This is a genomic window from Streptomyces sp. NPDC012827 (genome assembly GCF_042900905.1).
Taxonomy (GTDB): domain Bacteria; phylum Actinomycetota; class Actinomycetes; order Streptomycetales; family Streptomycetaceae; genus Streptomyces; species Streptomyces gulbargensis.
The window spans coordinates 509,324-532,037 of the sequence record NZ_JBIBBY010000004.1 but is presented as its reverse complement, the minus strand read 5'-3'; the positions used below and the strand labels follow the sequence as shown (position 1 = coordinate 532,037).

The 22,714-nt window shown below is 72.8% G+C and carries 23 protein-coding genes; 14 read left to right on the top strand and 9 right to left on the bottom strand.

Annotated features, from left to right (window positions below; all coding sequences use genetic code 11):
- Positions 1–322: 322 nt before the first annotated feature.
- From mshA to ACFY60_RS11955, 3 genes are all read left to right on the top strand, one after another.
- Entirely contained in the window at positions 323–1,690 is a 1,368-nt protein-coding gene (mshA, locus tag ACFY60_RS11965) for a D-inositol-3-phosphate glycosyltransferase (RefSeq protein ID WP_388610302.1), read from the top strand.
- The gene (locus tag ACFY60_RS11960; protein ID WP_388610304.1) at positions 1,683–2,189 is read left to right on the top strand and encodes a YbjN domain-containing protein; all 507 of its coding nucleotides are present in this window, start codon (positions 1,683–1,685) and stop codon (positions 2,187–2,189) included. The genes mshA and ACFY60_RS11960 overlap by 8 nt, the downstream gene beginning before the upstream one ends.
- A gap of 96 nt (positions 2,190–2,285) precedes the next feature.
- Positions 2,286–4,013, top strand: a complete 1,728-nt coding sequence (locus tag ACFY60_RS11955) for a glycosyl hydrolase family 28-related protein (protein WP_388610306.1) — start codon at positions 2,286–2,288, stop codon at positions 4,011–4,013.
- Between the two features lie 23 nt (positions 4,014–4,036).
- On the opposite strand, the gene ACFY60_RS11950 is transcribed toward ACFY60_RS11955, so the two are convergent.
- The gene (locus ACFY60_RS11950; protein ID WP_388610307.1) at positions 4,037–4,960 is read right to left on the bottom strand and encodes an AraC family transcriptional regulator; all 924 of its coding nucleotides are present in this window, start codon (positions 4,958–4,960) and stop codon (positions 4,037–4,039) included.
- A gap of 93 nt (positions 4,961–5,053) precedes the next feature.
- On the opposite strand from ACFY60_RS11950, the gene ACFY60_RS11945 reads away from it, so the two are divergent.
- The gene (locus ACFY60_RS11945) at positions 5,054–5,959 is read left to right on the top strand and encodes an MBL fold metallo-hydrolase (RefSeq protein ID WP_388610308.1); all 906 of its coding nucleotides are present in this window, start codon (positions 5,054–5,056) and stop codon (positions 5,957–5,959) included.
- Between the two features lie 30 nt (positions 5,960–5,989).
- On the opposite strand, the gene ACFY60_RS11940 is transcribed toward ACFY60_RS11945, so the two are convergent.
- Positions 5,990–7,414, bottom strand: a complete 1,425-nt coding sequence (locus ACFY60_RS11940; protein ID WP_388610309.1) for an MDR family MFS transporter — start codon at positions 7,412–7,414, stop codon at positions 5,990–5,992.
- A gap of 125 nt (positions 7,415–7,539) precedes the next feature.
- Between ACFY60_RS11940 and ACFY60_RS11935 the strand changes: the two genes are divergently transcribed.
- Positions 7,540–8,301 carry a phosphoglyceromutase gene (locus tag ACFY60_RS11935; protein WP_388610311.1) on the top strand — a complete coding sequence of 254 codons (762 nt, stop codon included), beginning with the start codon at positions 7,540–7,542 and terminating at the stop codon, positions 8,299–8,301.
- 100 nt (positions 8,302–8,401) lie between these two features.
- Here ACFY60_RS11935 and ACFY60_RS11930 read toward each other — a convergent pair whose 3' ends face one another.
- Complete coding sequence (locus tag ACFY60_RS11930; protein ID WP_388610312.1) at positions 8,402–8,527, bottom strand: hypothetical protein; 126 nt, start codon at positions 8,525–8,527, stop codon at positions 8,402–8,404.
- Here ACFY60_RS11930 and ACFY60_RS11925 point away from each other — a divergent pair.
- Positions 8,526–8,999, top strand: a complete 474-nt coding sequence (locus tag ACFY60_RS11925) for a GNAT family N-acetyltransferase (protein WP_388610313.1) — start codon at positions 8,526–8,528, stop codon at positions 8,997–8,999. The two genes, ACFY60_RS11930 and ACFY60_RS11925, sit on opposite strands and share 2 nt — an antisense overlap.
- A gap of 80 nt (positions 9,000–9,079) precedes the next feature.
- On the opposite strand, the gene ACFY60_RS11920 is transcribed toward ACFY60_RS11925, so the two are convergent.
- Together ACFY60_RS11920 and phoU are read right to left on the bottom strand one after the other, a co-directional pair.
- On the bottom strand, positions 9,080–9,232 hold the full coding sequence (locus ACFY60_RS11920) for a hypothetical protein (protein ID WP_388610314.1): 153 nt from the start codon (positions 9,230–9,232) through the stop codon (positions 9,080–9,082).
- Between the two features lie 93 nt (positions 9,233–9,325).
- Complete coding sequence (phoU, locus tag ACFY60_RS11915) at positions 9,326–10,006, bottom strand: phosphate signaling complex protein PhoU (RefSeq protein ID WP_388610315.1); 681 nt, start codon at positions 10,004–10,006, stop codon at positions 9,326–9,328.
- A 261-nt stretch (positions 10,007–10,267) separates the two neighbouring features.
- Here phoU and ACFY60_RS11910 point away from each other — a divergent pair, with 261 nt between their 5' ends.
- Both ACFY60_RS11910 and ACFY60_RS11905 read left to right on the top strand, forming a co-directional pair.
- Positions 10,268–11,503 (top strand): ATP-binding protein, encoded by a 1,236-nt coding sequence (locus tag ACFY60_RS11910; RefSeq protein WP_309050143.1) that lies wholly within the window; start codon positions 10,268–10,270, stop codon positions 11,501–11,503.
- Positions 11,500–12,180: a response regulator transcription factor gene (locus ACFY60_RS11905; protein ID WP_015035162.1), complete on the top strand. Its 681-nt coding sequence runs from the start codon at positions 11,500–11,502 to the stop codon at positions 12,178–12,180. Before ACFY60_RS11910 ends, ACFY60_RS11905 begins: the two co-directional genes overlap by 4 nt.
- 227 nt (positions 12,181–12,407) lie before the next feature.
- Here ACFY60_RS11905 and ACFY60_RS11900 read toward each other — a convergent pair whose 3' ends face one another.
- Positions 12,408–13,040 (bottom strand): DUF461 domain-containing protein, encoded by a 633-nt coding sequence (locus tag ACFY60_RS11900; protein WP_388610317.1) that lies wholly within the window; start codon positions 13,038–13,040, stop codon positions 12,408–12,410.
- Between the two features lie 650 nt (positions 13,041–13,690).
- Here ACFY60_RS11900 and ACFY60_RS11895 point away from each other — a divergent pair.
- The 6 genes from ACFY60_RS11895 to ACFY60_RS11870 all read left to right on the top strand — a co-directional run bounded on the left by ACFY60_RS11895 (position 13,691) and on the right by ACFY60_RS11870 (position 20,009).
- Positions 13,691–14,173 carry a CarD family transcriptional regulator gene (locus tag ACFY60_RS11895; protein WP_003953493.1) on the top strand — a complete coding sequence of 161 codons (483 nt, stop codon included), beginning with the start codon at positions 13,691–13,693 and terminating at the stop codon, positions 14,171–14,173.
- A 378-nt stretch (positions 14,174–14,551) separates the two neighbouring features.
- Entirely contained in the window at positions 14,552–15,301 is a 750-nt protein-coding gene (gene ispD / locus ACFY60_RS11890) for a 2-C-methyl-D-erythritol 4-phosphate cytidylyltransferase (RefSeq protein WP_388610319.1), read from the top strand.
- Positions 15,291–15,800, top strand: coding sequence for a 2-C-methyl-D-erythritol 2,4-cyclodiphosphate synthase (gene ispF, locus ACFY60_RS11885; protein WP_388610320.1), 510 nt, complete (start codon positions 15,291–15,293; stop codon positions 15,798–15,800). The genes ispD and ispF overlap by 11 nt, the downstream gene beginning before the upstream one ends.
- A 65-nt stretch (positions 15,801–15,865) precedes the next feature.
- Positions 15,866–17,266: a cysteine--tRNA ligase gene (gene cysS / locus ACFY60_RS11880; protein WP_388610322.1), complete on the top strand. Its 1,401-nt coding sequence runs from the start codon at positions 15,866–15,868 to the stop codon at positions 17,264–17,266.
- A gap of 85 nt (positions 17,267–17,351) precedes the next feature.
- Positions 17,352–18,308, top strand: a complete 957-nt coding sequence (gene rlmB / locus ACFY60_RS11875; RefSeq protein WP_388610324.1) for a 23S rRNA (guanosine(2251)-2'-O)-methyltransferase RlmB — start codon at positions 17,352–17,354, stop codon at positions 18,306–18,308.
- A gap of 108 nt (positions 18,309–18,416) precedes the next feature.
- On the top strand, positions 18,417–20,009 hold the full coding sequence (locus ACFY60_RS11870) for a DoxX family protein (RefSeq protein WP_388610327.1): 1,593 nt from the start codon (positions 18,417–18,419) through the stop codon (positions 20,007–20,009).
- 151 nt (positions 20,010–20,160) lie between these two features.
- On the opposite strand, the gene ACFY60_RS11865 is transcribed toward ACFY60_RS11870, so the two are convergent.
- From ACFY60_RS11865 to ACFY60_RS11855, 3 genes are all read right to left on the bottom strand, one after another.
- On the bottom strand, positions 20,161–20,877 hold the full coding sequence (locus ACFY60_RS11865) for an NDP-sugar synthase (RefSeq protein ID WP_388610329.1): 717 nt from the start codon (positions 20,875–20,877) through the stop codon (positions 20,161–20,163).
- Between the two features lie 50 nt (positions 20,878–20,927).
- Entirely contained in the window at positions 20,928–21,341 is a 414-nt protein-coding gene (locus tag ACFY60_RS11860; protein ID WP_309050141.1) for a hypothetical protein, read from the bottom strand.
- A 205-nt stretch (positions 21,342–21,546) separates the two neighbouring features.
- The gene (locus ACFY60_RS11855) at positions 21,547–22,644 is read right to left on the bottom strand and encodes an ABC transporter ATP-binding protein (protein ID WP_388610330.1); all 1,098 of its coding nucleotides are present in this window, start codon (positions 22,642–22,644) and stop codon (positions 21,547–21,549) included.
- Between the last annotated feature and the right edge of the window lie 70 nt (positions 22,645–22,714).

The following is a 22,714-nucleotide window of genomic DNA, read 5'->3' as shown; positions in this document are numbered from 1 at the left end:
CCCGGGCCCCGGCCGCTGCCCCGGCACCCGGGCGCCCCGCCCCCGCCGTCCCGGCCCCACCACGTCCCCCGCCACCCCGGCCCCACCACGTCCCCGGCCCGCACCGCGCCCCTGCCCTCGGGCGCTCCGGCCCCGCCGCCCCGGCAACGAATTGGCAAAGGGCCCTCACCAGCGGAAATGAAAGATGAGGTTCCGGTGTTGTCCAGGGCTGAAGGACGCACCGCGTCCCCAGCCGTCATGCCCGTCATGATCCGTCGGGCCGGCGGTTGCCATGCCCGCCCTGCCCGACGCAAGCGCAGGCCCGAGAGGAAGGACCGCCGACGTGAGCCAGTACGTGTCCCGGCTCGCCGGCTCACGGCACCGGCATCCGGTGCCGAACCGGCTCCGGCTCCCCGGGCGGCACCGCACCCCGCGCCGCGTCGCCATGCTCAGCGTCCACACCTCACCGTTGCACCAGCCGGGGACCGGGGACGCCGGCGGCATGAACGTCTACATCGTCGAGCTGGCCAAGCGGCTCGCCGCGATCGACATCGAGGTCGAGATCTTCACCCGCTCCACGACCGGTGGCCTGCCCCCCGCCGTGGAACTCGCGCCCGGCGTACTCGTGCGCCATGTGGACGCCGGGCCGTACGAGGGCCTGTCCAAGGAGGAGCTGCCGGCGCAGCTCTGCGCCTTCACGCACGGCGTGATGCGGGCCTGGGCGGGCCACCGCCCCGGGTACTACGACCTGGTCCACTCCCACTACTGGCTCTCCGGGCACGTCGGCTGGCTCGCCGCCGACCGCTGGGGCGTCCCGCTCGTCCACGCCATGCACACCATGGCGAAGGTCAAGAACGCGGCGATGTCCGGCTGCGACACGCCCGAGCCCGCGGCGCGGATCATCGGGGAGACGCAGATCGTCGCCGCCGCCGACCGGCTGATCGCGAACACGGCCGAGGAGGCCGACGAGCTGGCCCGCTTCTACGAGGCCGACCCCGGCAAGATCGCCGTCGTCCACCCCGGCGTCAACCTGGACCACTTCCGGCCGGCCGACGGCCGGGCCGCCGCCCGCGCCCGGCTCGGCCTGCCGCGGGACGCGTTCATCCCGGTCTTCGCCGGGCGGATACAGCCCCTCAAGGCGCCCGACATCCTGCTCCGCGCCGCCGCCGCACTCCTCGAGCGCGATCCGTCGCTGCGTTCGCGGATGGTGGTGCCGGTGATCGGCGGCCTCAGCGGCAGCGGCCTGGCCACGCCGAAGGGCCTGCAGAAGCTCGCCGCCGAGCTGGGCATCGCCGACCTCATGCGCTTCCACCCGCCGATGGGCCAGGACCGGCTCGCGGACTGGTTCCGTGCCGCGTCCGTGCTCGTCATGCCCTCGTACAGCGAATCGTTCGGCCTCGTCGCCATAGAGGCGCAGGCGGCCGGCACCCCCGTGGTCGCCGCCGCGGTCGGCGGGCTGCCGGTCGCCGTCCGGGACGACGTGACCGGTTTCCTCGTCCAGGGGCACGACCCCGCGGACTACGCCCGTGCGCTCGGCCGCTTCGTCGCGGACCCGGCCCTGACGGACCGGATGGGCGCGGCGGCGGCCCGGCACGCCGGGTCCTTCGGCTGGGACACCGCCGCCTCGGGCACGGCCGACGTGTACACGGCCGCCATGCACGACCACCGGCTGCGCGAGAACCGCCGTCGCGTACGCTCCCACCATGGCTGAGGACGTGACCGGGAACGTACGGCGGACCATCGAGACGACCCTGGACGACGCCGAGCTGGAGTGGGAGTCCCCCGAGCCCGGCTCGTACGTGGTGAAACTCCCGGGGACGCGCAAGCTGTTCACCACGCTCTCGCTGAAGGCGGGGCGGCACTCGCTCTCCCTCAACGCCTTCGTCATCCGCCACCCCGACGAGAACGAGACGGGCGTCCACCGCTGGCTCCTGGAGCGCAACCTCAGGCTGTACGGGGTGGCGTACGCGGTCGACGGGCTCGGTGACATCTACCTCGCCGGCAAGCTGCCGCTCGCGGCCGTGACGCCCGAGGAGCTGGACCGGCTCCTCGGCTCGGTGCTCGAAGCGGCGGACGGCGACTTCAACACCCTCCTCGAACTCGGCTTCGCGTCGGCGATCCGCCGCGAGTACGAGTGGCGGGTCTCGCGCGGCGAGTCCACCAGGAACCTCGACGCGTTCAAGGGCCTGATTCAGAAACCCACGAACTGACCCTTCCCCGCACCCTCTCCCTCCTGCCATGCTCGCGCCCTGCGCAGATCTGAACACCGTTCATGTACGTGAAATGGGAAAGGTTCAGGTTCTCTCATGGCACTCAGCAGGAGGCGGTTCGCCGCCGCCGCGACGGCGGTGACGGCCGCCGTCACCACGGCGGCGTCCCCCACGGCTCTCGCCACGCCCGCGCCCCCCACGGGCCCCACCCCCGCCCGCCCCGCACCGGGAGGCGGTCCCGCCCCGGCCCGCCGTCCCGCCGTCGCGCGCCTCTGGCGGGAGTGCGAGGCCACCCCGACCACCCACCCGCAGATCCCCTACGTGGGCCGGGCCGGCGCGTTCTCGGGGGCCCGCCGGCTGCCCCGCCCCCCGGTCGTCGCGGACGCGGTCGCCACCTACGGGGCCGACCCCGGGGGCCGGGCCGACGCCGCCCCGGCGATCAACCGGGCCCTCGCCGAGGCGGGGGAGCGGGGCGGCGGCACGGTCCTCCTGCCGCCGGGCACGTACCGGATCGACGACTACCTCCGGATCGGCCACAGCGGCGTCGTCCTGCGCGGCGCCGGTTCCGGCCGTACGACCCTGCTCGCCACCCGCAGCCTCACGGAACTGATCGGCCCGTACGGGTCCCGCTACGGCGGCGACAAGTCCGCCTGGTCCTGGGCCGGGGGCCTGATCTGGCTCTCCCCGCTTGCCCGGCACGCCTCCCTCGTCACCGCGATACGGGAGCGGGCCTGGCCCTTCGAGGGCTGGACCGGCAACCGCCGTGACGCCTGGACGACGCTCACCGCCCTCCGCCCGGCCCGGCGCGGCGACCGGACCGTCGCCGTCGAGGACCCCTCCGGCCTCGCGCCCGGCCGGCTCGTCCTGCTCCGGCTCGCCGACGACGCCGGACACACCCTCCTGGAGCACGTGGCGGGCGGCGGCCCCGGCGCGGAGGCGTACGCCTGGGACGACAGGACCAAGCTCCTCTCGTACGTCCCCTACGAGTGGCCCGTACGGGTCGTCCGCGTCCAGGGCCGCCGCGTCACCCTCGAACGGCCCCTGCCGCTCGACGTGCGCCCCGAGTGGGACCCCCGACTCGTCTCCGGGACCGAGCCCCTGACCGGCTCCGGGGTGGCCGGTCTCACCCTGGAGGCGGTCGAGACCCCGCAGTCCCCGCACCTCCTGGACCCTGGCCGCAACGGCGTCACCTTCCAGTGCGCGTACGACTGCTGGGCCGAGGACGTCGTCGTCCGCCACGTCGACAACGGCTTCGGACTCGTCGCCGCCTCCGCCTGCACCCTGCGCCGCACCCGGGTCGAGGGGCGCGGCTCCCACCACCCGTACTTCTGCCGCGAGGGCGCGCACGACAACCTGGTCGAGGACTTCCGCGTCGCGGCCCGTACCGTCCCCGCCCCGCCCGGCACCCAGCTCCACGGCATCAACGTCGAAGGACTGTCCAGCCACAACGTCTGGTCGCGCGGGGTCATGGAGACGGGCACCTTCGACACCCACCGGGGCATGCCCTTCGCCAACGTACGGACCGAGATCACCGTCGAGAACGACGGCCGGCACGGCGGGGACGCCTCGGCGGGCCCGCTCTACGGCGCCCGCTTCACCCACTGGAACGTGACGGTGACCAACGGCCGGGCGGGTCTGGTGAAGCTGGACACGGTCGCCCCGTACAGCGCGACCGTCGGCATCAGCGAGGTCCGGGAGTTCGACCAGATCGACGTCCCCGACTTCACCGGCGCGCTCCACGCGCGCGTGGAGGCGTACGGGAGGCCGGAGTCGGTCCGCCCCCGGAACCTGTACGAGGCCCAGCGCGCCCTCCTCGGGGACTGATCCCGCCCCTTCGCGGCTGCCGGTCAGCCGCCGGCGGCCGTCGCCGCCGCCCGGTACCGGCCGGGCGTGGTGCCGAACTCGCGGCGGAAGGCGTGCGACAGGGCGTACGGCGTGCCGTAGCCGACCCGGCGGGCGATCGTCTCCAGCGGCTCACCGGTCTCCCGGAGCAGCGCGGCGGCCCGGGTGAGCCGCCACCACGTCAGGTACGCCATCGGCGGCCGGCCGACGAGCGCGGTGAAGCGGCGCGCCAGCGTGGGCCGGGAGACACCGGCCTCGGCGGCCAGCCGCTCCACCGTCCAGGGCGCGGCCGGATCGCCGTGCAGGGCGCGAAGCGCGGCGGCGGTCACCGGGTCGCCGAGGGCGGCGGGCCAGCCGCCGGCGGTGCCCGGCGCCGCCCAGGTCCGGATCATGTAGACGAGGAGCAGGTCGACCAGGCTCGGCAGCGCGATCGCCGAGCCGGGCAGCCGCTCGTCCACCTCCCGTCCCAGGAGCCCGATCGCGGCCCGCAGCTCCGGCGGTCGCCCGGGCCGGTCGGGGAGGTGGACGAGGGGCGGGAGTTCGGCGAGGAGGGGGTGGGCACGGCTGCGGTCGAGCCGGTACTTGCCGCACAGCATCTCCACCGGGGCGCCCGCCCGCGTCCCGTCCCGGCCCGGGTCCCACCCCTCCCACCGCTCGAACGGCACGGCCCGCCGGAGCCCTGCCGCGTCGACGGGCGCGTCGGCGATGACGTGCCCGGTGCCGTGCGGCAGCAGGACGGCGTCCCCCGGTCCGAGAGAGACCGGTTCGCCGCCGTCGGGCAGCAGCCAGCAGCGGCCCTCCAGGACCACGTGGAAACCGGCGCCCTCGTAGGGCGCGAGACGGGCGCACCAGCGGCCCCCGGTCCGTACCCGCTGGGAGGAGGGCCGCCCGGTCCGCACCGCCGCGATCGCGTCGCTCACCACATCCATCGCGCCAGGCTAGCCGGGCGGTGAGACGGACGCGTATCTCCAGGAGCCGCACGGGCATGGAGAGGCTCACGGCGGGCTTCCTAGGGTCGGGCCATGGAACGTGAGAGCACACAGCGGATGGTGTTCGGGGACGTCGAGGTCCTGCGGGTGGTCGAGTGGCAGGGGCCCTTCGCACCGGCCGGGGAGCTCGTCCCCGGGGCCGGGGCGGAGACCTGGGAGGAGAACGAGGACTGGCTCGCGCCGGACCACTGGGACCCGGTGACCGGCCGGGCGGTGATGGCACTGCAGACCTGGGTGCTGCGCAGCGCGGGGCGGACGGTCCTGGTCGACACGGGGGTGGGCGACGGGCGGGAGCGGCCGGGCTCGCCGCTGTTCCACCACTGGCGGGGCGACTTCCCGGGCCTGCTGGAACGGGCCGGAGTCCGCCCGGAGGACGTGGACGTCGTCGTCAACACCCACCTCCACGCCGACCACGTCGGCTGGAACACGCGGGCGGCGGACGACGGGGAGTGGGTGCCGGCCTTCCCGCGCGCCCAGTACCTGCTGCCGGCAGCCGACGACGCCCACTTCGGCCCCGGCAACGCCTACGGCGGCGGACTGCGCGTGGACGACCGGTACGTGTACGAGGACAGCGTCGCGCCCGTCCACCGCGCCGGGCAGGCGGTGCTGTGGGACGGCGTCCACCGCATCGACGAGCACCTCACCCTGGAGTCCGCGCCCGGCCACACGCCCGGCTCGGCCGTGCTGCGGCTGGCGTCGGGCGGGGAGCGGGCGGTCTTCGTCGGGGACCTGCTGCACAGCCCCGTACAGATCCTCGATCCGGCCCGGAACAGCTGCTTCTGCCTGGACGCGGGGCGGGCGGCCGCGAGCCGCCGCCGGGTCCTGGAACGGGCGGCGGACGAACGGGAACTGGTGGTGCCGGCGCACTTCGGCGGGACGGGCGTGGCCGAGGTGCGCCGGGAAGGTGGTGCCTTCACCGTGACGGCCGGGCGCCCGTGAGCGCCCGGCCGTCGGGTCGTTGAGGGGCCGTCAGGTGGTGGTGACGGGGGAGGACGGCCGGGAGGCCTCCTCCTTGCCCGGGTCCTCGCCGGTGGCGGACCCGCCCCTGGGCGCGGGAACGGCGGGCAGGCCGCCGCCCTGCTGGGCCTTCCCGGCCTCCGGAGCGGTCTTCCGGAGTTCCGGCCGGCCGCCGCCGTCCACCGTCTCCCCGGCCTCCGGCACGGCCTCGACCTCCGGCTCCTCCTCGCCGAGGGCGGTGCGCAGCCGCAGGGTGTAGCCGACGGCGGCGAGGACGCCGATCCCGAAGGTCGCGGCCCACAGGACGTCGGGTCCGGGCCCGTCGACGATCGCACCGGCCCCGATCGGGGCGACGAACCCGGCGACCGCCCACGACATGCCCATCACGCCCTGGTAGCGGCCCCGGGCGTGCACGGGGGCGAGGCGGGCGGTGGCGGCGGCGTTGGTCGGGACGTGGACCATCTCGCCGATCGTCCACACGATCACGGTCGCGGCGAACGCGACCGACGAGCCGGCCAGCGCCGTGGCCCCCGTACCGAAGGCGAAGAGGAGCGAGGACAGGGTCAGCAGGACCACCGGTGAACGCTTGTCGGTCAGCTTGTTGACGAACAGCTGGAAGCCGACGATCACGATGCCGTTGACGGCGATGACGACACCGTACGAGGACGGCGACAGGCCCTGCTCGGCCATGGTCAGCGGCAGGCCGATCCAGGGCGCGGTGAAGACCAGGCAGACGAGCAGGTTCAGCAGGACCAGGGTCCGGAACGGCGCGTCACGCAGCACGGTCAGCATGGAGACCTTGGGCTCGGCCACCTTCTCGCCCCGGTGGTCGACCGCGGCCTCGGGCCGGGTCTCGGGCAGGCGCAGGAAGACGATCACGGCACACAGGACGGTGGCGACCGCGTCCACGACGAACAGGGTGCGGTAACCGAGGAAGGCCGCGGCGCCACCGCCGATGGAGGCGATGGCGAAGCCCAGGTTTAGGGCCCAGTAGTTGAGGGCGTACGCCCGGCGCACGTCGTGGGCGGGCACCATGTCCGCGATGGTGGCGTTGATCGACGGCCGGACCGCCTGCATGGCGACGCCCATGACGAGGACGACGGCCGCGATGCCCCAGGCGCTGGTGACGACGGCCAGCGCGGCGGCGGAGGCCGCGGCCAGCAGGTGCATCGTCACCATGGTGGGCCGCCGACCCCAGCGGTCGGTGAGCGCGCCGCCGAGCGGTGAACCGGCGACGCCGCCGAGGCCGTGGAGGGCGACGACGAGACCGGCGAACCAGGCGGAGTGCCCGAGCTCGACGGTCAGGTAGAGGGAGAGGAAGGTCAGCACGAACGCGCCGGTCCGGTTGACGAGGGTCGACAGCCAGAGCCACCAGAAGCCCGGGGGCAGCCCCGAGACCGTCGCGCGGGCCGATCGTCTGAGTGACGCGATGGACATATGTGGTGGCCCCCTGCGGTGTGTAAGTCCCTCTACTGCCTTCCGTAACTTACGCATCTCACCGGGCGGACGCCAGCGAATTGACGACGCGCGTCAATCGTCGGCCGTCTATTAGGCTCGACCGCATGGCCGACGCACCGTACAAGCTGATCCTCCTCCGCCACGGCGAGAGCGAGTGGAACGAGAAGAACCTGTTCACCGGCTGGGTGGACGTGAACCTCACCCCGAAGGGCGAGAAGGAGGCGACGCGCGGCGGCGAGCTGCTCAAGGACGCCGGCCTGCTGCCCGACGTCCTGCACACCTCCCTCCAGAAGCGCGCCATCCGCACCGCGCAGCTCGCGCTCGAGGCCGCGGACCGCCACTGGATCCCGGTCCACCGCTCCTGGCGCCTGAACGAGCGCCACTACGGCGCCCTGCAGGGCAAGGACAAGGCGCAGACGCTCGCCGAGTTCGGCGAGGAGCAGTTCATGCTGTGGCGCCGCTCGTACGACACCCCGCCGCCGCCGCTCTCGGACGACAGCGAGTACTCCCAGGCCCACGACGCCCGCTACCTGACGATCCCGCCGGAGCTGCGCCCGAACACCGAGTGCCTCAAGGACGTCGTCCAGCGGATGCTGCCCTACTGGTACGACGGCATCGTCCCGGACCTCCTCGCCGGCCGCACGGTCCTCGTCGCCGCCCACGGCAACAGCCTGCGCGCCCTGGTGAAGCACCTGGACGGCATCTCGGACGCCGACATCGCGGGCCTCAACATCCCCACCGGCATCCCGCTGGCCTACGAGCTCGACGAGAACTTCAAGCCCGTCACCCCGGGCGGCACCTACCTCGACCCGGACGCGGCGGCGGCGGCGATCGAGGCGGTCAAGAACCAGGGCAAGAAGAAGTAAGCCCGCACGAAGAAGCCCCCTGCCTGCGGCTTTCCCGCAGGGAGGGGGCTTTCCCGTGCCCCGGGATGCGGAAGGGAGCCGCGGCTGTGGCGACTCCCGTTCACGCCCCCTGAGTCTCCGTCACCGCACCGGGCACCAGGTGGAGTTCGTACGGGGTCCAGCACTCCGGCATCGCCGTGGTAAATCGGGTGCTCCGGCCGGTGACGATCACTACCGTCCGCGACATGACCACGTCACCGTCGCCCCGGATCGAGAAGATCACCCTCGCCAACGTGGACGCCGCGCTCGCGCTCCGCGTCCACCCCCACCAGGAGAAGGCCGTCGCCCCCGTCGAACGCTCCCTCGCCGAGGCGTACGCCGCCGGGGACGCCGCCTGGCCGAGGCTGATCCTGGACGGTGACCGGACCGTCGGCTTCCTGATGGCCTTCCTCGACCTCCCCTGGAACCCGGACGCCGACCCCGCCGACCGCCGCAGCGGCCTCTGGCGGCTGAACATCGCCGCCGACGCGCAGGGCAAGGGGTACGGGCGCTTCGCCGTGGAGGCCGTACGGGACGAACTCCGGCGCCGCGGCGCATCCCGGATGTACGTCACCTGGGAGCCCGGCGACGACGGGCCCGGCGCCTTCTACGAACGGCTCGGCTTCCGCCCCACGGGCGAGGTCAGCGGCCGGCAGACCGTCGGCGTCCTGGAGTGGTGACGAACTGACCCGGCACCGCCGGGACGCCGCCGGCGGGGCGGAGGCCCGACACGGCGCCCCCACCCCCTCCCGGCGCGCCGTCAGCCGGAGCAGCCACCGCACTGGCACGGGCCGCCCGACTGGCAGCCGCAGCCGCAGCCCGAGCCGCACCCGCAGGCGCCGAGCACGGGCAGCAGAACCGACCCCTGCGGGGCCTGAGCCGAGGAGTCGGTCGTGATCGGGGAATCGGCCATGGGGTCCCTCCCTCGCGAGACGCGGATCGTCTCTCCCCCCATTGCATGCCCACCCGCACCGGCGCATCAACGGCGCACGGGAGCCCCGCGCTCCTACGCGCCCTCCACCGGCGTGTCCGTGTGCTGGAGCTCGTCCGCGTGCTCGCCGGTCACCAGGTACACGACGCGCTTGGCCACCGACACCGCGTGGTCGGCGAACCGCTCGTAGTAGCGGCCCAGCAGCGTCACGTCGACGGCCGTCTCGATGCCGTGCTTCCACCGGTCGTCCATCAGGTGCTGGAACAGCGTCCGGTGCAGCAGGTCCATCTCGTCGTCGTCCTGCTCCAGCTGGAGCGCCAGATCGACGTCCTTGGTGATGATGACCTCACCGGCCTTCGCCATCAGGCGCTGCGCCAGCTGCCCCATCTGCAGGATGGTGGCGTGCAGGTCGTTCGGCACCGCGCGGGCCGGGAACCGCAGCCGCGTCAGCTTCGCCACGTGCTGGGCCAGGTCGCCCGAGCGCTCCAGGTCGGCGCTCATCCGCAGCGAGGTCACCACGATCCGCAGGTCCGTCGCCACCGGCTGCTGCCGGGCGAGCAGCGCGATGGCCCGCGCCTCCAGGTCGTGCTGGAGGTCGTCGATCTTCTGGTCGCCGGCGATCACGCTCTCCGCGAGCTTGAGGTCCGCGTCGAGCATCGCCGTCGTGGCGCGTCCGATCGCCGACCCGACGAGCCGGGCCATCTCGACCAGGCCCTCACCGATCGAATCCAGTTCCTCGTGGTACGCGTCCCGCATCGATGTCCCTCTCTCCGCAATGCTCAGGGGTCCGGGTGGGGCTCGGCCCCACGTTCCCACGGTCCGACCCGTACGCGTCCGGTTCCACCCCCTCACGTGAACCCGTACTTTCCCCCAGGTGAACTCTGGGCGACCCGGACCGCCACCTCCTCGGACCAAATGAACCACCCCCGTCTCCACGGTGAACTCTGGGCGACGACTGTTCGAGCAGCCGCTCGGACGGCTGGGAGAGTGTCCGTGACCCCGCATAACCTGGAGGGCATGGACGTGAACGCGGCGGTCGCCGCATTGGCCGCGATCGCCGGCGTGTGCACCGGCGTGATCGCCATGCTGGCGTTCCGCTGGAGCGAGCGCGACCAGGCGCGACCCACCCGGACCTCCCTGCACACCGACGCCGTGCTGCCGCCCGGTGTCGACACCGTGCTGTCCGTGCTGCGCTCCTCCGCGGTCGTCCTCGACGAGAGCGACTCCGTGGTGAAGGCCAGCTCGGCGGCGTACGCCCTCGGCCTGGTGAGGGGCGGGAAGCTGGCCGTCGAGCCCATGCTCAACATGGCCCGCGACACCCGCCGCGACGGCGAGATACGGCAGGTCGAGCTGGACCTGCCCCGGCGCGGCACCGGACGGGGCGAGGCCCTCGCGGTCTCCGCCCGGGTCGCCCCGCTCGGCTCGCGGCTCGTGCTGCTCCTGGTCGAGGACCTGACGGAGGCCCGCCGTATCGAAGCGGTACGGCGCGACTTCGTCGCGAACGTGAGCCACGAGCTCAAGACCCCCGTCGGCGCGCTCTCCCTGCTCTCCGAGGCCGTCATGGACGCCTCGGACGACCCCGAGGCGGTCACCCGTTTCGCCGGCCGCATGCAGATCGAGGCGACCCGGCTGACCAACCTGGTCCAGGAACTCATCGACCTCTCGCGGGTGCAGAACGACGACCCGCTGGAGGACTCCGAGCCGGTGTCCGTGGAGGAACTGGTCGCCGAGGCGGTCGACCGGTCCCGGCACACCGCCTCCACCAAGCAGATCACCATGGCCTCCGGCGGAGCCGCGGGCCTGTACGTCTGGGGCAGCCGCGGCCAGCTCGCGGCGGCCCTCGGCAACCTCGTCGAGAACGCCGTCAACTACTCACCGGCCCGTACGCGGGTGGGCATCGCCGCCCGGCGCGTCGCGGCGCCGGGCGGGGACCTGATCGAGATCGCCGTGACCGACCAGGGCATCGGCATCTCGGAGAAGGACCGCGAGCGGATCTTCGAACGCTTCTACCGGGTCGACCCGGCCCGCTCCCGTGCCACCGGCGGTACGGGACTGGGGCTGGCCATCGTCAAGCACGTGGCCGCCTCGCACGGCGGGGAGGTCACCGTCTGGAGCACCGAGGGTCAGGGCTCCACCTTCACCCTGCGGCTGCCCGAGGCGGGCGCAGGACGGGACCGCAGGTCCGCCGCCGCCTCTTCGCCCACCCCCGATCTCATGACCGAACCGCTCCCTGCCCCGGAGGTCCTTCCGTGACCCGAGTGCTCGTCGTCGAGGATGAGGAATCCTTCAGCGACGCCCTGTCGTACATGCTCCGCAAGGAAGGCTTCGAGGTCGCCGTCGCGGCGACCGGGCCCGACGGTCTCGACGAGTTCGAGCGCAACGGAGCGGATCTCGTCCTCCTCGACCTGATGCTCCCCGGCCTGCCCGGCACCGAGGTGTGCCGCCAGCTGCGCGGCCGCTCGAACGTGCCGGTCATCATGGTGACCGCCAAGGACAGCGAGATCGACAAGGTCGTCGGCCTGGAGATAGGAGCCGACGACTACGTGACGAAGCCGTTCTCCTCGCGGGAGCTGGTGGCCCGCATCCGCGCGGTCCTGCGCCGCCGCGGCGAGCCGGAGGAGGTCACCCCGGCGGCCCTGGAGGCGGGCCCGGTCCGCATGGACGTCGACCGCCACGTGGTGACGGTCGCGGGCGGCAAGGTCGACCTGCCGCTGAAGGAGTTCGACCTGCTGGAGATGCTGCTGCGCAACGCGGGCCGCGTGCTGACCCGCATGCAGCTGATCGACCGGGTGTGGGGCGCGGACTACGTCGGCGACACCAAGACCCTCGACGTCCACGTCAAGCGCCTGCGCGCCAAGATCGAGCCGGACCCGGGCGCGCCCCGGTACCTGGTGACGGTCCGGGGCCTGGGCTACAAGTTCGAGCCGTAGACCGTACGGCGCGCCCCCGGCCCGCGCCGGGGGCGTGAGCGGCCACCGGTGACCGGGGCGGCGAGCGGTGGCCGCGGTGCCGTGGGCCGGGGCGGTACGCCGTGGGGGGTACGCGCCGGTGCCGGGCCCCGCCCGGACCCGGCCCCCGCCCCGTACCGCTCGCGCGCACGCAGAAGGGGCGCCCCCTCCCGGGGGCGCCCCTTCGCACGTACCGCTGCTCGTCCGGCTCAGTGGCCGGACGCGTGGCTCGCCTCGCCCGACGGGGAGGCCTCGCCGCCGTGCTCCGCGCCGTGCTCGCCGCCCGCCGTCGCCGAGGCGGTCGGGGTGGCCGACGGCGGGGCCGGGACCTCGCTCGGGCCGAAGCCCTTGTAGTAGCCGGTGCCCCGGACGACGAAGGCCTCCAGGGCCACGTCACCGGTCCTGCTGAGCTTGAAGACGACCTTCTGGGCGTCGCCGTCCCTGGCGGCCTCGGTGCCGTTCTCGATCACGGCGGTGGCGTTGCCCTCGCCACCGATCACGACGGAGCCGCCGGCCGGGACGGTGACCGGGCCGGTGCCCTCGGCGGGCTTCAGCTTCACGGTCGCGGTGGTACCGGGCAGCGTGATCGCGTCCAGGGTCTGGGCCTGGCGGCCGTTGTTGAAGACCGTGGCCGAGACGACGGCCGGGCCCTTCACACCGGGCGTCGGCTGGGTGATGACGACCGCGTTCTGGATCTTGACGTCGTCCACCGAGACGGCGGCGTTGTCCGGCCGGACGCCGAGCGTCTGTGCGTCGTTGCCCGCACCACAGGCGGACAGCGCGGCGATCGAGAACACGATGGCGGTGGCGGCGAGGGCGCCGCGTCGAAGGCTGCGGCTCACGGCGGCGGCAACTCCTAGGACGTACGGACGGGCTTAGGACTGTGGAGCTATGGACCGGCTCAGGGTGTGTCAGCGCGCTTAGGTTACCGACCCCTACTCTCCGTCCCGCACCCGACCCGCCCCTTGACGGGACGGGCCCTCCCGCTCCCGGCACCGGGCCACCCGTACGCGCCACCCGTGCCGCCCCGCGGAGCCGTGGCCGACGGTCCGCCGGCCGGTGGCCGGATCACGTCCCATTGACCCGCTGTTCACATAACCGCCTTGATCAATTCGGCGGCGGTCACGGCATTCTCATCGCCGTCCCACGGGAAAAACACCGGCTGGTAGCCGTTGATCAATTCGGGAATCACCGCCAGATGCACCCGTACGGGTGACCGATCCTCGAACGGAGTACGTGAAGAAGGCCACTCCGAAGCGGACAAAACGGGTCATCGTCGCGCCTCCGGCGGCCTCCGCGCCCCTGTAACGTGCGCGTTTCTCTCTGTCCACGCAGCCGCTCCGACCTGCGAATACCCCCTTCCGGAAGCCCGCCGCAGCACGTCCGCCTCGCTGTTGTCAAGCCCCGAGATATGCCCTGACCTGCGAAAACGCCATTCAGAAGAAGCTGTATCCGTGTTACCCTGGATAGCCACGGAAGGGGTACCTGTCACATGACGTTCAAGGTTGGCGACACCGTGGTCTATCCCCATCACGGGGCCGCGCTGATCGAGGCCATCGAAACTCGCCAGATCAAAGGCGTGGACAAGACCTACTTGGTGCTCAAGGTCGCGCAGGGCGACCTGACGGTTCGCGTGCCGGCGGACAACGCGGAGTTCGTCGGAGTGCGCGACGTGGTCGGGCAGGACGGGCTGGACCGGGTCTTCGAGGTGCTGCGCGCACCGTACGCAGAGGAGCCGACGAACTGGTCCCGTCGCTACAAGGCAAATCTCGAGAAGCTCGCCTCCGGCGACGTCATCAAGGTGGCCGAGGTCGTACGAGACCTGTGGCGGCGAGAGCGCGAGCGCGGTCTCTCCGCCGGTGAGAAGCGCATGCTGGCGAAGGCGCGCCAGATCCTGGTGAGCGAGCTGGCCCTCGCGGAGAACACCAACGAGGACAAGGCCGAGGCGCTCCTCGACGAGGTCCTCGCGTCCTGAGACGCGCCGCGGGCGCGTCCCGGTACGTGCTCCGAGCGCGTCCCGGAAGCGTCCCCGTACGCGTTTCGCGAACAAGCGATGCCGCGGTGCCCGTCGGGCGTACTGTGATCCACACAGTGCGCCCGCCGGGCGCTGCGGCATGTTCGCGTCCGCACGGGGGGCGTACGCGAACCGTGAGCGCGACGGTACCCACGCCGGCGCGGTCGCGCCCCGCCGGAGAAACCCGCACCCCCTGAACTGCTTCACGTACGAACCCCTGTGCCCACGCGGCATCGCCTCGACCGTCGTCACGGAAAGGGCCCGGTCAAGGCGGCGCGTCCGGCACGGTGAGGCCATACCCATGTCGGCCGCGGAAACAAACCTGCCGGAGTGCAACCGATGTCAGACGAAGCGCGTCCCCGTCGTACCGCCGTGGTGATCCCGGCCGCCGGGCGGGGCGTACGCCTCGGCCCCGGCGCCCCCAAGGCGCTGCGCGCCCTGAACGGCACCCCCATGCTCATCCACGCCGTCCGCGCGATGGCCGCCTCGCGGGCGGTCTCCCTGGTCGTCGTGGTCGCGCCCCCCGAGGGCGCCGCCGAGGTCAAGAACCTCCTCGACGCCCACGCCCTCCCCGAGAGGACCGACTACCTGGTCGTCCCCGGTGGCGAGACCCGCCAGGAGTCCGTGCGCCTCGGTCTCGACGCGCTGCCCGAGGGCATCTCCACCGTCCTCGTCCACGACGCCGCCCGCCCCCTCGTCCCCGTCGACACCGTGGACGCCGTGATCGAGGCCGTACGGGACGGGGCCGTCGCGGTCGTCCCCGCGCTGCCCGTGGCCGACACCGTCAAGGAGGTCGAGCCGGCCGGGCGGCCCGGCGACCCCGAGCAGGTCGTCGCCACCCCGCCGCGCGCCCGCCTCCGCGCCGTCCAGACCCCGCAGGGCTTCGACCGCGACACGCTGGTGAACGCCCACGCCACCGTCGCCCTCACGGGGGAGGGCGCCACGGACGACGCCGGCATGGTCGAGAAGCTCGGCGCGCCCGTCGTCGTCGTGCCCGGCCACGAGGAGGCGTTCAAGGTGACCCGCCCGCTCGACCTCGTGCTCGCCGAGGCCGTACTCGCCCGCAGGAGGGCCAACGATGGCTTCTGACCAGCTCCCCCTCGTCCCCCGCACCGGCATCGGCACCGATGTCCACGCCTTCGAGGAAGGCCGCGAACTCTGGTGCGCCGGCCTGCTCTGGGAGGACGAGCGGTACGGGCTCGCCGGGCACTCCGACGGCGACGTGGCCGCCCACGCCGCCTGCGACGCCCTCTTCTCCGCCGCCGGCGTCGGCGACCTCGGCGCCCACTTCGGCACCTCCCGCCCCGAGTGGTCCGGTGCCTCCGGCGTCACCCTCCTCGCCGAGGCCGCCCGCATCGTCCGCGCCGAGGGGTACGAGATCGGCAACATCGCCGTCCAGGTCGTCGGCGTCCGTCCGAAGATCGGCAAGCGCCGCGAGGAGGCCCAGAAGGCACTGAGCGACGCCGCCGGCGCACCCGTCTCCGTCTCCGGCACGACCACCGACGGACTCGGCCTGACCGGCCGCGCCGAGGGCCTCGCCGCCCTCGCGACCGCACTGGTGTACCGCGTACGGCCGGACGGGCGGTGAAAAACGTGTCCCGCGACCGGGAATCGGTCGCGGGGCACTGTCGGCCGCCCACTACCCTGGACCCCGTGACTATTCGCCTGTACGACACCAGCGCCCGGCAGATCCGTGACTTCACCCCGCTCACGCCGGGCTGCGTCTCGATCTACCTGTGTGGCGCGACCGTGCAGGCCGCCCCGCACATCGGGCACATCCGCTCCGGCCTGAACTTCGACATCATGCGCCGCTGGTTCGAGTACCGCGGCTACGACGTCACCTTCGTCCGGAACGTCACCGACATCGACGACAAGATCATCGTCAAGGGCGCCGACCAGGGCCGCCCCTGGTGGGCCATCGGCTACGAGAACGAGCGGGCCTTCAACGCGGGCTACGACGCCCTCGGCTGCCTGCCGCCCACCTACGAGCCGCGCGCCACCGGGCACGTCCCCGAGATGATCGAGATGATGCGCGGCCTCATCGAGCGCGGCCACGCCTACGAGGCCGACGGCAGCGTCTACTTCGACGTGCGCTCCTTCCCCGGCTACCTCCAGCTGTCCAACCAGGACCTCGACGACCTGCGGCAGCCCGCCGAGGAGGGCATCACCGGCAAGCGCGACCCCCGCGACTTCGCCATGTGGAAGGCGACCAAGCCCGGCGAGCCCGACTGGGAGACGCCGTGGGGCCGCGGTCGCCCCGGCTGGCACCTGGAGTGCTCGGCCATGGCCCACAAGTACCTGGGCTCCGCCTTCGACATCCACGGCGGCGGCCTCGACCTGATCTTCCCCCACCACGAGAACGAGATCGCCCAGGCCAAGGCCTTCGGCGACGACTTCGCCCGGTACTGGGTGCACAACGCCTGGGTCACCATGAGCGGCGAGAAGATGTCGAAGTCGCTCGGCAACAGCGTGCTCGTCTCCGAGATGGTCAAGAACTGGCGCCCGATCGTCCTGCGCTACTACCTCGGCACCCCGCACTACCGGTCCATGATCGAGTACAGCGAGGACTCCCTGCGCGAGGCCGAGGCCGCCTTCGCCCGCATCGAGGGCTTCGTCCAGCGCGCCACCGAGAAGGCCGGGCGCACCGTCGCCCCCGCCACCGAGGTGCCGCCGGCCTTCGCCGAGGCCATGGACGACGACCTCGGCGTCCCGCACGCCCTCGCGATCATCCACACCACCGTCCGCCAGGGGAACAGCGCCCTGGCCGCCGACGACAAGGACGAGGCCACCGCCCGCCTCGCCGAGGTCCGCGCCATGCTCGGCGTCCTCGGCCTGGACCCGCTCGACCCGCACTGGGCCGACGAGTCCGGCGGCGGCGAGGAACTCCACGGCGTCGTCGACACCCTCGTACGGGTCGTGCTCGAGCAGCGCGAGTCGGCCCGCGAGCGCAAGGACTGGGCCACCGCGGACGCGATCCGTGACCAGCTCAACCGGTCCGGCCTCGCCGTCGAGGACGGACCCGACGGCCCCCGCTGGACGCTGGGCAACCGCTAGACCGCTGATGAATGTGCCGTCCGGGGCCCCGGACGGCACACTTCACTTACAGGCTTCACTTACGCAGTAGAGGAAACAGGTAGTCATGGCCGGGAACAGCCAGCGCAGGAACCGCCGTACGTCCAACAAGAAGGGTGCGACGGTCGGCAGCGGTGGCAAGCGGCGCCGCTCCCTCGAAGGCAAGGGCCCGACGCCCAAGGCCGAGAACCGCAAGGGCCACAAGGCCTACCGCGTCTCCAACGCGATGGCCCGCAACGCGGCCAAGCGCAAGCCCATCGCCCGCCGCGGCGGCAAGGGCCAGTCCGAGATGGTCGTCGGCCGCAACCCGGTCTTCGAGGCGCTGCGCGACGGCGTGCCCGCCACCACGCTCTACGTCCAGCAGTTCATCGACAACGACGAGCGCGTGCGCGAGGCCCTGGCCCTCGCCACCGGCCGCGGCAACATCAACATCATGGAGGCGCCGCGCCCCGAGCTGGACCGGATGACGAACGGCCTGAACCACCAGGGCCTCGTCCTCCAGGTCCCGCCGTACGAGTACGCGCACCCGGAGGACCTGGCCGCGGGCGCCTTCGACGACCACGAGGACCCGCTGATCGTGGCCCTCGACGGCGTCACCGACCCGCGCAACCTCGGCGCCGTCGTCCGCTCCGTCTCCGCCTTCGGCGGCCACGGCGTGGTCGTCCCCGAGCGGCGCGCCGCCGGCATGACCGCCGGCGCCTGGAAGACCTCGGCCGGCACCGCCGCCCGCACCCCGGTCGCCCGCGCCACCAACCTGACCCGCTGCCTGGAGCAGTACCAGAAGGCGGGCCTGACCGTGGTCGGCCTCTCCGCCGACGGCGACACCGAGGTCCACGAGCTGGAGGCGCTCGAAGGCCCCGTCGTCATCGTCGTCGGGTCCGAGGGCAAGGGCCTCTCCCGCCTCGTCGGCGAGACCTGCGACTTCCTCGTTCGCATCCCGATGCCGGGTGGCGCCGAGTCGCTGAACGCCGGTGTCGCCGCCGGTGTCGTGCTCTACGAGGCGGCCCGCCGCCGCATGGGCTGACACCGGCCACGCCGTACCCACCCGGCCCCGGCCATGGCGTGATCTTGACGGGTCTCGGACATTTCCGAGCTGTCAAGGCAGTGTCCTAAACCCAGATCACTCGGTTAGATGAGTGTGGACACCAGAACGCCCCGGCCGGGGTTCGACGATCAGCCCGCGCTGAGCATGGTCAAGGTGGATTCCGATCCCGCCCAGGTGATCGTGAACCACGCCAGCTTCCGTGTGCGGCTCGCGCCGGCCCAGCAGCCGAAGTTCGCCGCGAACCCGCGCGTCGCCGCGCTCGCCCGAGCGGGAGGGGCCCCCGGCGCGGGAGCGCCGCGCCGCCGCCCCGTCGTGTGGACCGGGAAGTCCGCCCCCGGGACGACCGGACTCCTCCAGGCCGTCCGCGAGTCCTCGGCCGCCGCGGGCGCCGTCTCCACCCTGGAGCCGGCCACCACCCAGGCCATCCCGCGCATCGACGACACCATGCCCACCCCCGTGGTGCCCGGCGAGCGCCCGCCCCTGCTGCCCCCGATGCGCCGGGCCGAGGGCGCCTACGACGACATGTACGAGCTGCGGCCCGAGACGCCGGAGCCGTACGGGGACGAGGACGGGCCCGGCGCCCGGCCCCCGCAGCGGCACGGCGCCGACGCCGTCCGGCACGCCTACTACCCGGGCCGCCGGATGAACCTGGGCGTCGTCCTGCTCCCGCTGCGCGTCTTCCTCGGCTTCATCTCCATCTACGCCGGCATGGGCAAGCTCTCCGACCCCGTCTACTTCGACGGCGGCGAGCGCGGCTCCATGGTCAAGTGGCTGAATTCGCTCCACCCGTGGCCCATGGCCGAGCCGCTGCGGGACTTCGCCCTCCAGCACCCCGTCGGCGCCGGCCTCACCGTCGCCTTCCTCCAGGTCGTCGTCGGCGTCCTCACCGTCCTCGGCCTCTGGCAGCGGGTGGCGGCGGTCGGCGGTGCGCTGCTCTCCGCGGCGCTGATCCTCACCGTCAGCTGGAAGACCCTCCCCGTCTACGAGGCGCCCGACTTCATCTTCCTGGCCGCCTGGTCGCCGCTGATCATCGCGGGTGCCCCCGTCTACTCCGTCGACGGCCGCCTCGCCGGTGAGGCCTGGCGCACCCTCGGCCCCCGGGCGGAGATCTGGGACCTGCGCCGCCGCGTCCTGCGCCGCGGCCTCCTCGCCGCCTCCGTCGTCGTGGGCCTGACGCTCCTCGTCGGCTCCGTCCTCGGCGGCGCCGTCCGCTCCACCGAGACGGTCACCGTCCCCGGCCCCAACGACGACCCGATCAACCACCTGCCCGGCCGCCCGCTCCCCACGGAGACCCCGCGCGACACCCCCTCCAGCACGCCTCCGACCCGGCCCACCCCGTCCGCGAGCACCGAGCCGCCCCGGGAGGAGCGCCGCGCGACGGAGGCGGCGGAGGAGGAGACGGCCCGGCCGGCCGAGACCAGCCGCGAGTCCGCCCGGACGGAGGAACGCCGGCCGTCCGCCACCACCGACTCCACCAGCGGCGGCGGCACCGCGAGCCGTACCCCCACCGAGTCCCGCCCGGCGCCCCCGCCGTCCACCAGCGACGCCCCGTCCACGACGGGCGGCACGACCGGTGGCGGCGACGGCGGATCGACCGGCTCGACGGGCGAGGAGACCCCGCCCGAGGACACGAGCACGGGCGGCGGCGCCCGCAACCCGATCGGCGGCCTGCTGGGCTGACGGCCGGGGACCGACACGGAGAAGGGCGGCACCGCGCGGAGACGCGGTGCCGCCCTCTGTGGTGCCTTACGGGGCTCGCGCACGGGCCTCGGGTACGACTCCGGAGGCCCGGTGCGGGCGAGAGGCCTCGGGTACGGGCCGGGGGCCGGGCTCAGGAGCTCTGGGTGGCGAGTTCCCTGGCGGCCTCGGTGAGGTCCTTCGCGGTGTCGATGGCCCTCCAGTACGCCCCCTGGGGCAGCGGGAAGCCGGCGAGGCGCCGCTCGCGCGCCAGACGGGGGAAGGTGGTCCGCTCGTGGTCACCGAGGTCGGGCAGCAGGTCCGTGAAGGCCGCGGAGAAGACGTACACGCCGGCGTTGATGAGGAACGGCGACGGCGGCGCCTCGATGAAGTCGGTGATGTGCCCGAAGGTGTCGGTCTCGACGGCGCCCCACGGGATGCGGGGGCGGGCGAGGGCCAGAGTGGCGGTGGCGTCCCGCTCGGCGTGGAAGGCGGCCATCTCGCGCAGGGAGAAGCGGGTCCAGATGTCGCCGTTGGTGGCGTACCAGGGCTCGTCGGGCGCGGGCAGGTGGCGGGCGGCGTACTTGAGGCCGCCACCGCGGCCCAGGGGCTCGGTCTCGACGACCGTCGTCACCTTCAGGGGCAGTTCGGCGTCCCGGAGCCACTCCTGGAGCACCTCGGCGAGATGACCGCAGGAGACGACCACATCGGTCACGCCTTCGGCGGCCAGCCAGGAAAGCTGATGGCCGATGATCGGGGTCCCGGTACCCGGGATCTCGACCATCGGCTTGGGGCGGTCGTCGGTGTAGGGGCGCAGTCGCGAGCCCTGGCCGCCCGCCAGGACCACGGCCTGCGTCGGAGTGGTGTGCATACGGGGAACGATAGGGCTCCCGTACGCGCGCAGGCGCTCAGTTCGCCGACTCAGCCGGCGCGCATCACGCCGGACGCGTACGAGGTGTCGCAGACCGGGCGGGAGAAGGACTGGGCGCGGGTCGGGCCGTAGTGCTCGACGGCGGCACGGCCGAGGGCGCGGGCGATCGACATGCAGTGCTTGGCGAGCGAGGGCCGGTTCTCCACCGCGCGCTGGAGGTGGGTCAGGGCGACGCCCGGGTCCTTCTCCTGAAGCTCCGCGAGGAGCTGGTCCCGCAAGACGTCCTGCGGGGCACGGGACTTCGCGCGCGAGGAGACCTCGGAGGAGGAGGCCGTCAGCATCTGGGTCGTGGGGTCCTGGCCGGCCCACGGAACGGCGGACACCGCGAGCGTTCCCGAGAGCACCAGGACGACGGGCAGGACGAGGGCGAGAGAGCGGCCGATTCGGCGGGCAGTGTGCGTCACGGAGGCGAGCGTAGCGTTCGGTAGTGACATGGAGACATTTAGTCACTCTCGCGGGGGATCGTTCGACGTGGTTTTTCGAATTCCGTGTTGACGCCGAGAAGCCCTGCGGGCCCCGAATGCCGGGGTTTTCCGGGGTACGCCCGTTTAAACGGACGGCCCCGCATCCGTGTCGGATGCGGGGCCGTCCGGCCGCCCGGTGGGGCGGTCAGTCGCTGAGGCGCTCGCCCGTGGAGGTCGAGAACACGTGCAGCTCGCCGGCGCGCGGCACGACGTGCAGCGTGGAGCCCTTGGCGGGGACGTCACGGCCGCCGACGCGGACCACCAGGTCCTTGTCCTCGCCGTCGACGCGGGTGGAGCCGTAGACGAAGCCGTCGGAGCCGAGCTCCTCGACGACGTTCACGATCACCGCGAGACCGTCCTTGCTGGTCGGGCCCGAGACGTCGAAGTGCTCGGGGCGGACGCCGACCGTCACCGTGGTGTCGCCCTTGGCGGAGGCGGCGGCGATGGCGTCGCGCGAGACGGGGACGACGCTGTTGCCGAACTTCACGCCGCCGTCGGTGATCGGGACCTCGATCAGGTTCATGGCGGGGGAGCCGATGAAGCCGGCGACGAACAGGTTGGCGGGCTTGTCGTACATGTTGCGCGGGGAGTCGACCTGCTGGAGCAGACCGTCCTTCAGCACGGCGACGCGGTCGCCCATGGTGAGGGCCTCGGTCTGGTCGTGGGTGACGTAGACCGTGGTGATGCCGAGGCGGCGCTGCAGGCTCGCGATCTGCGTACGGGTCGAGACGCGGAGCTTGGCGTCGAGGTTCGACAGCGGCTCGTCCATGAGGAAGACCTGCGGCTCCCGCACGATCGCCCGCCCCATCGCCACACGCTGCCGCTGACCACCGGAGAGCGCCTTGGGCTTGCGGTCCAGGTACTGGGTGAGGTCGAGGATCTTCGCGGCCTCCTCCACCTTGGCGCGGATCTCGGCCTTGTTGACGCCGGCGATCTTGAGCGCGAAGCCCATGTTGTCGGCGACGGTCATGTGCGGGTACAGCGCGTAGTTCTGGAACACCATGGCGATGTCCCGGTCCTTCGGCGGCAGGTGGGTGACGTCCCGGTCACCGATGCGGATGGCGCCCGAGTTGACGTCCTCGAGACCGGCGAGCATGCGCAGCGAGGTCGACTTGCCACACCCGGAGGGCCCGACGAGGACGAGGAACTCGCCGTCGGCGATCTCGATGTCGAGCTGGTCGACGGAGGGCTTGTCGGCGCCCGGGTAGACGCGGGTCGCCTTGTCGAAGGTGACAGAAGCCATGGTGATGTATCCCTTCACCGGCAGGAACGTGCCGGACGATCCGAGTAAAGGAAGGATTGAGGTCTAGTCC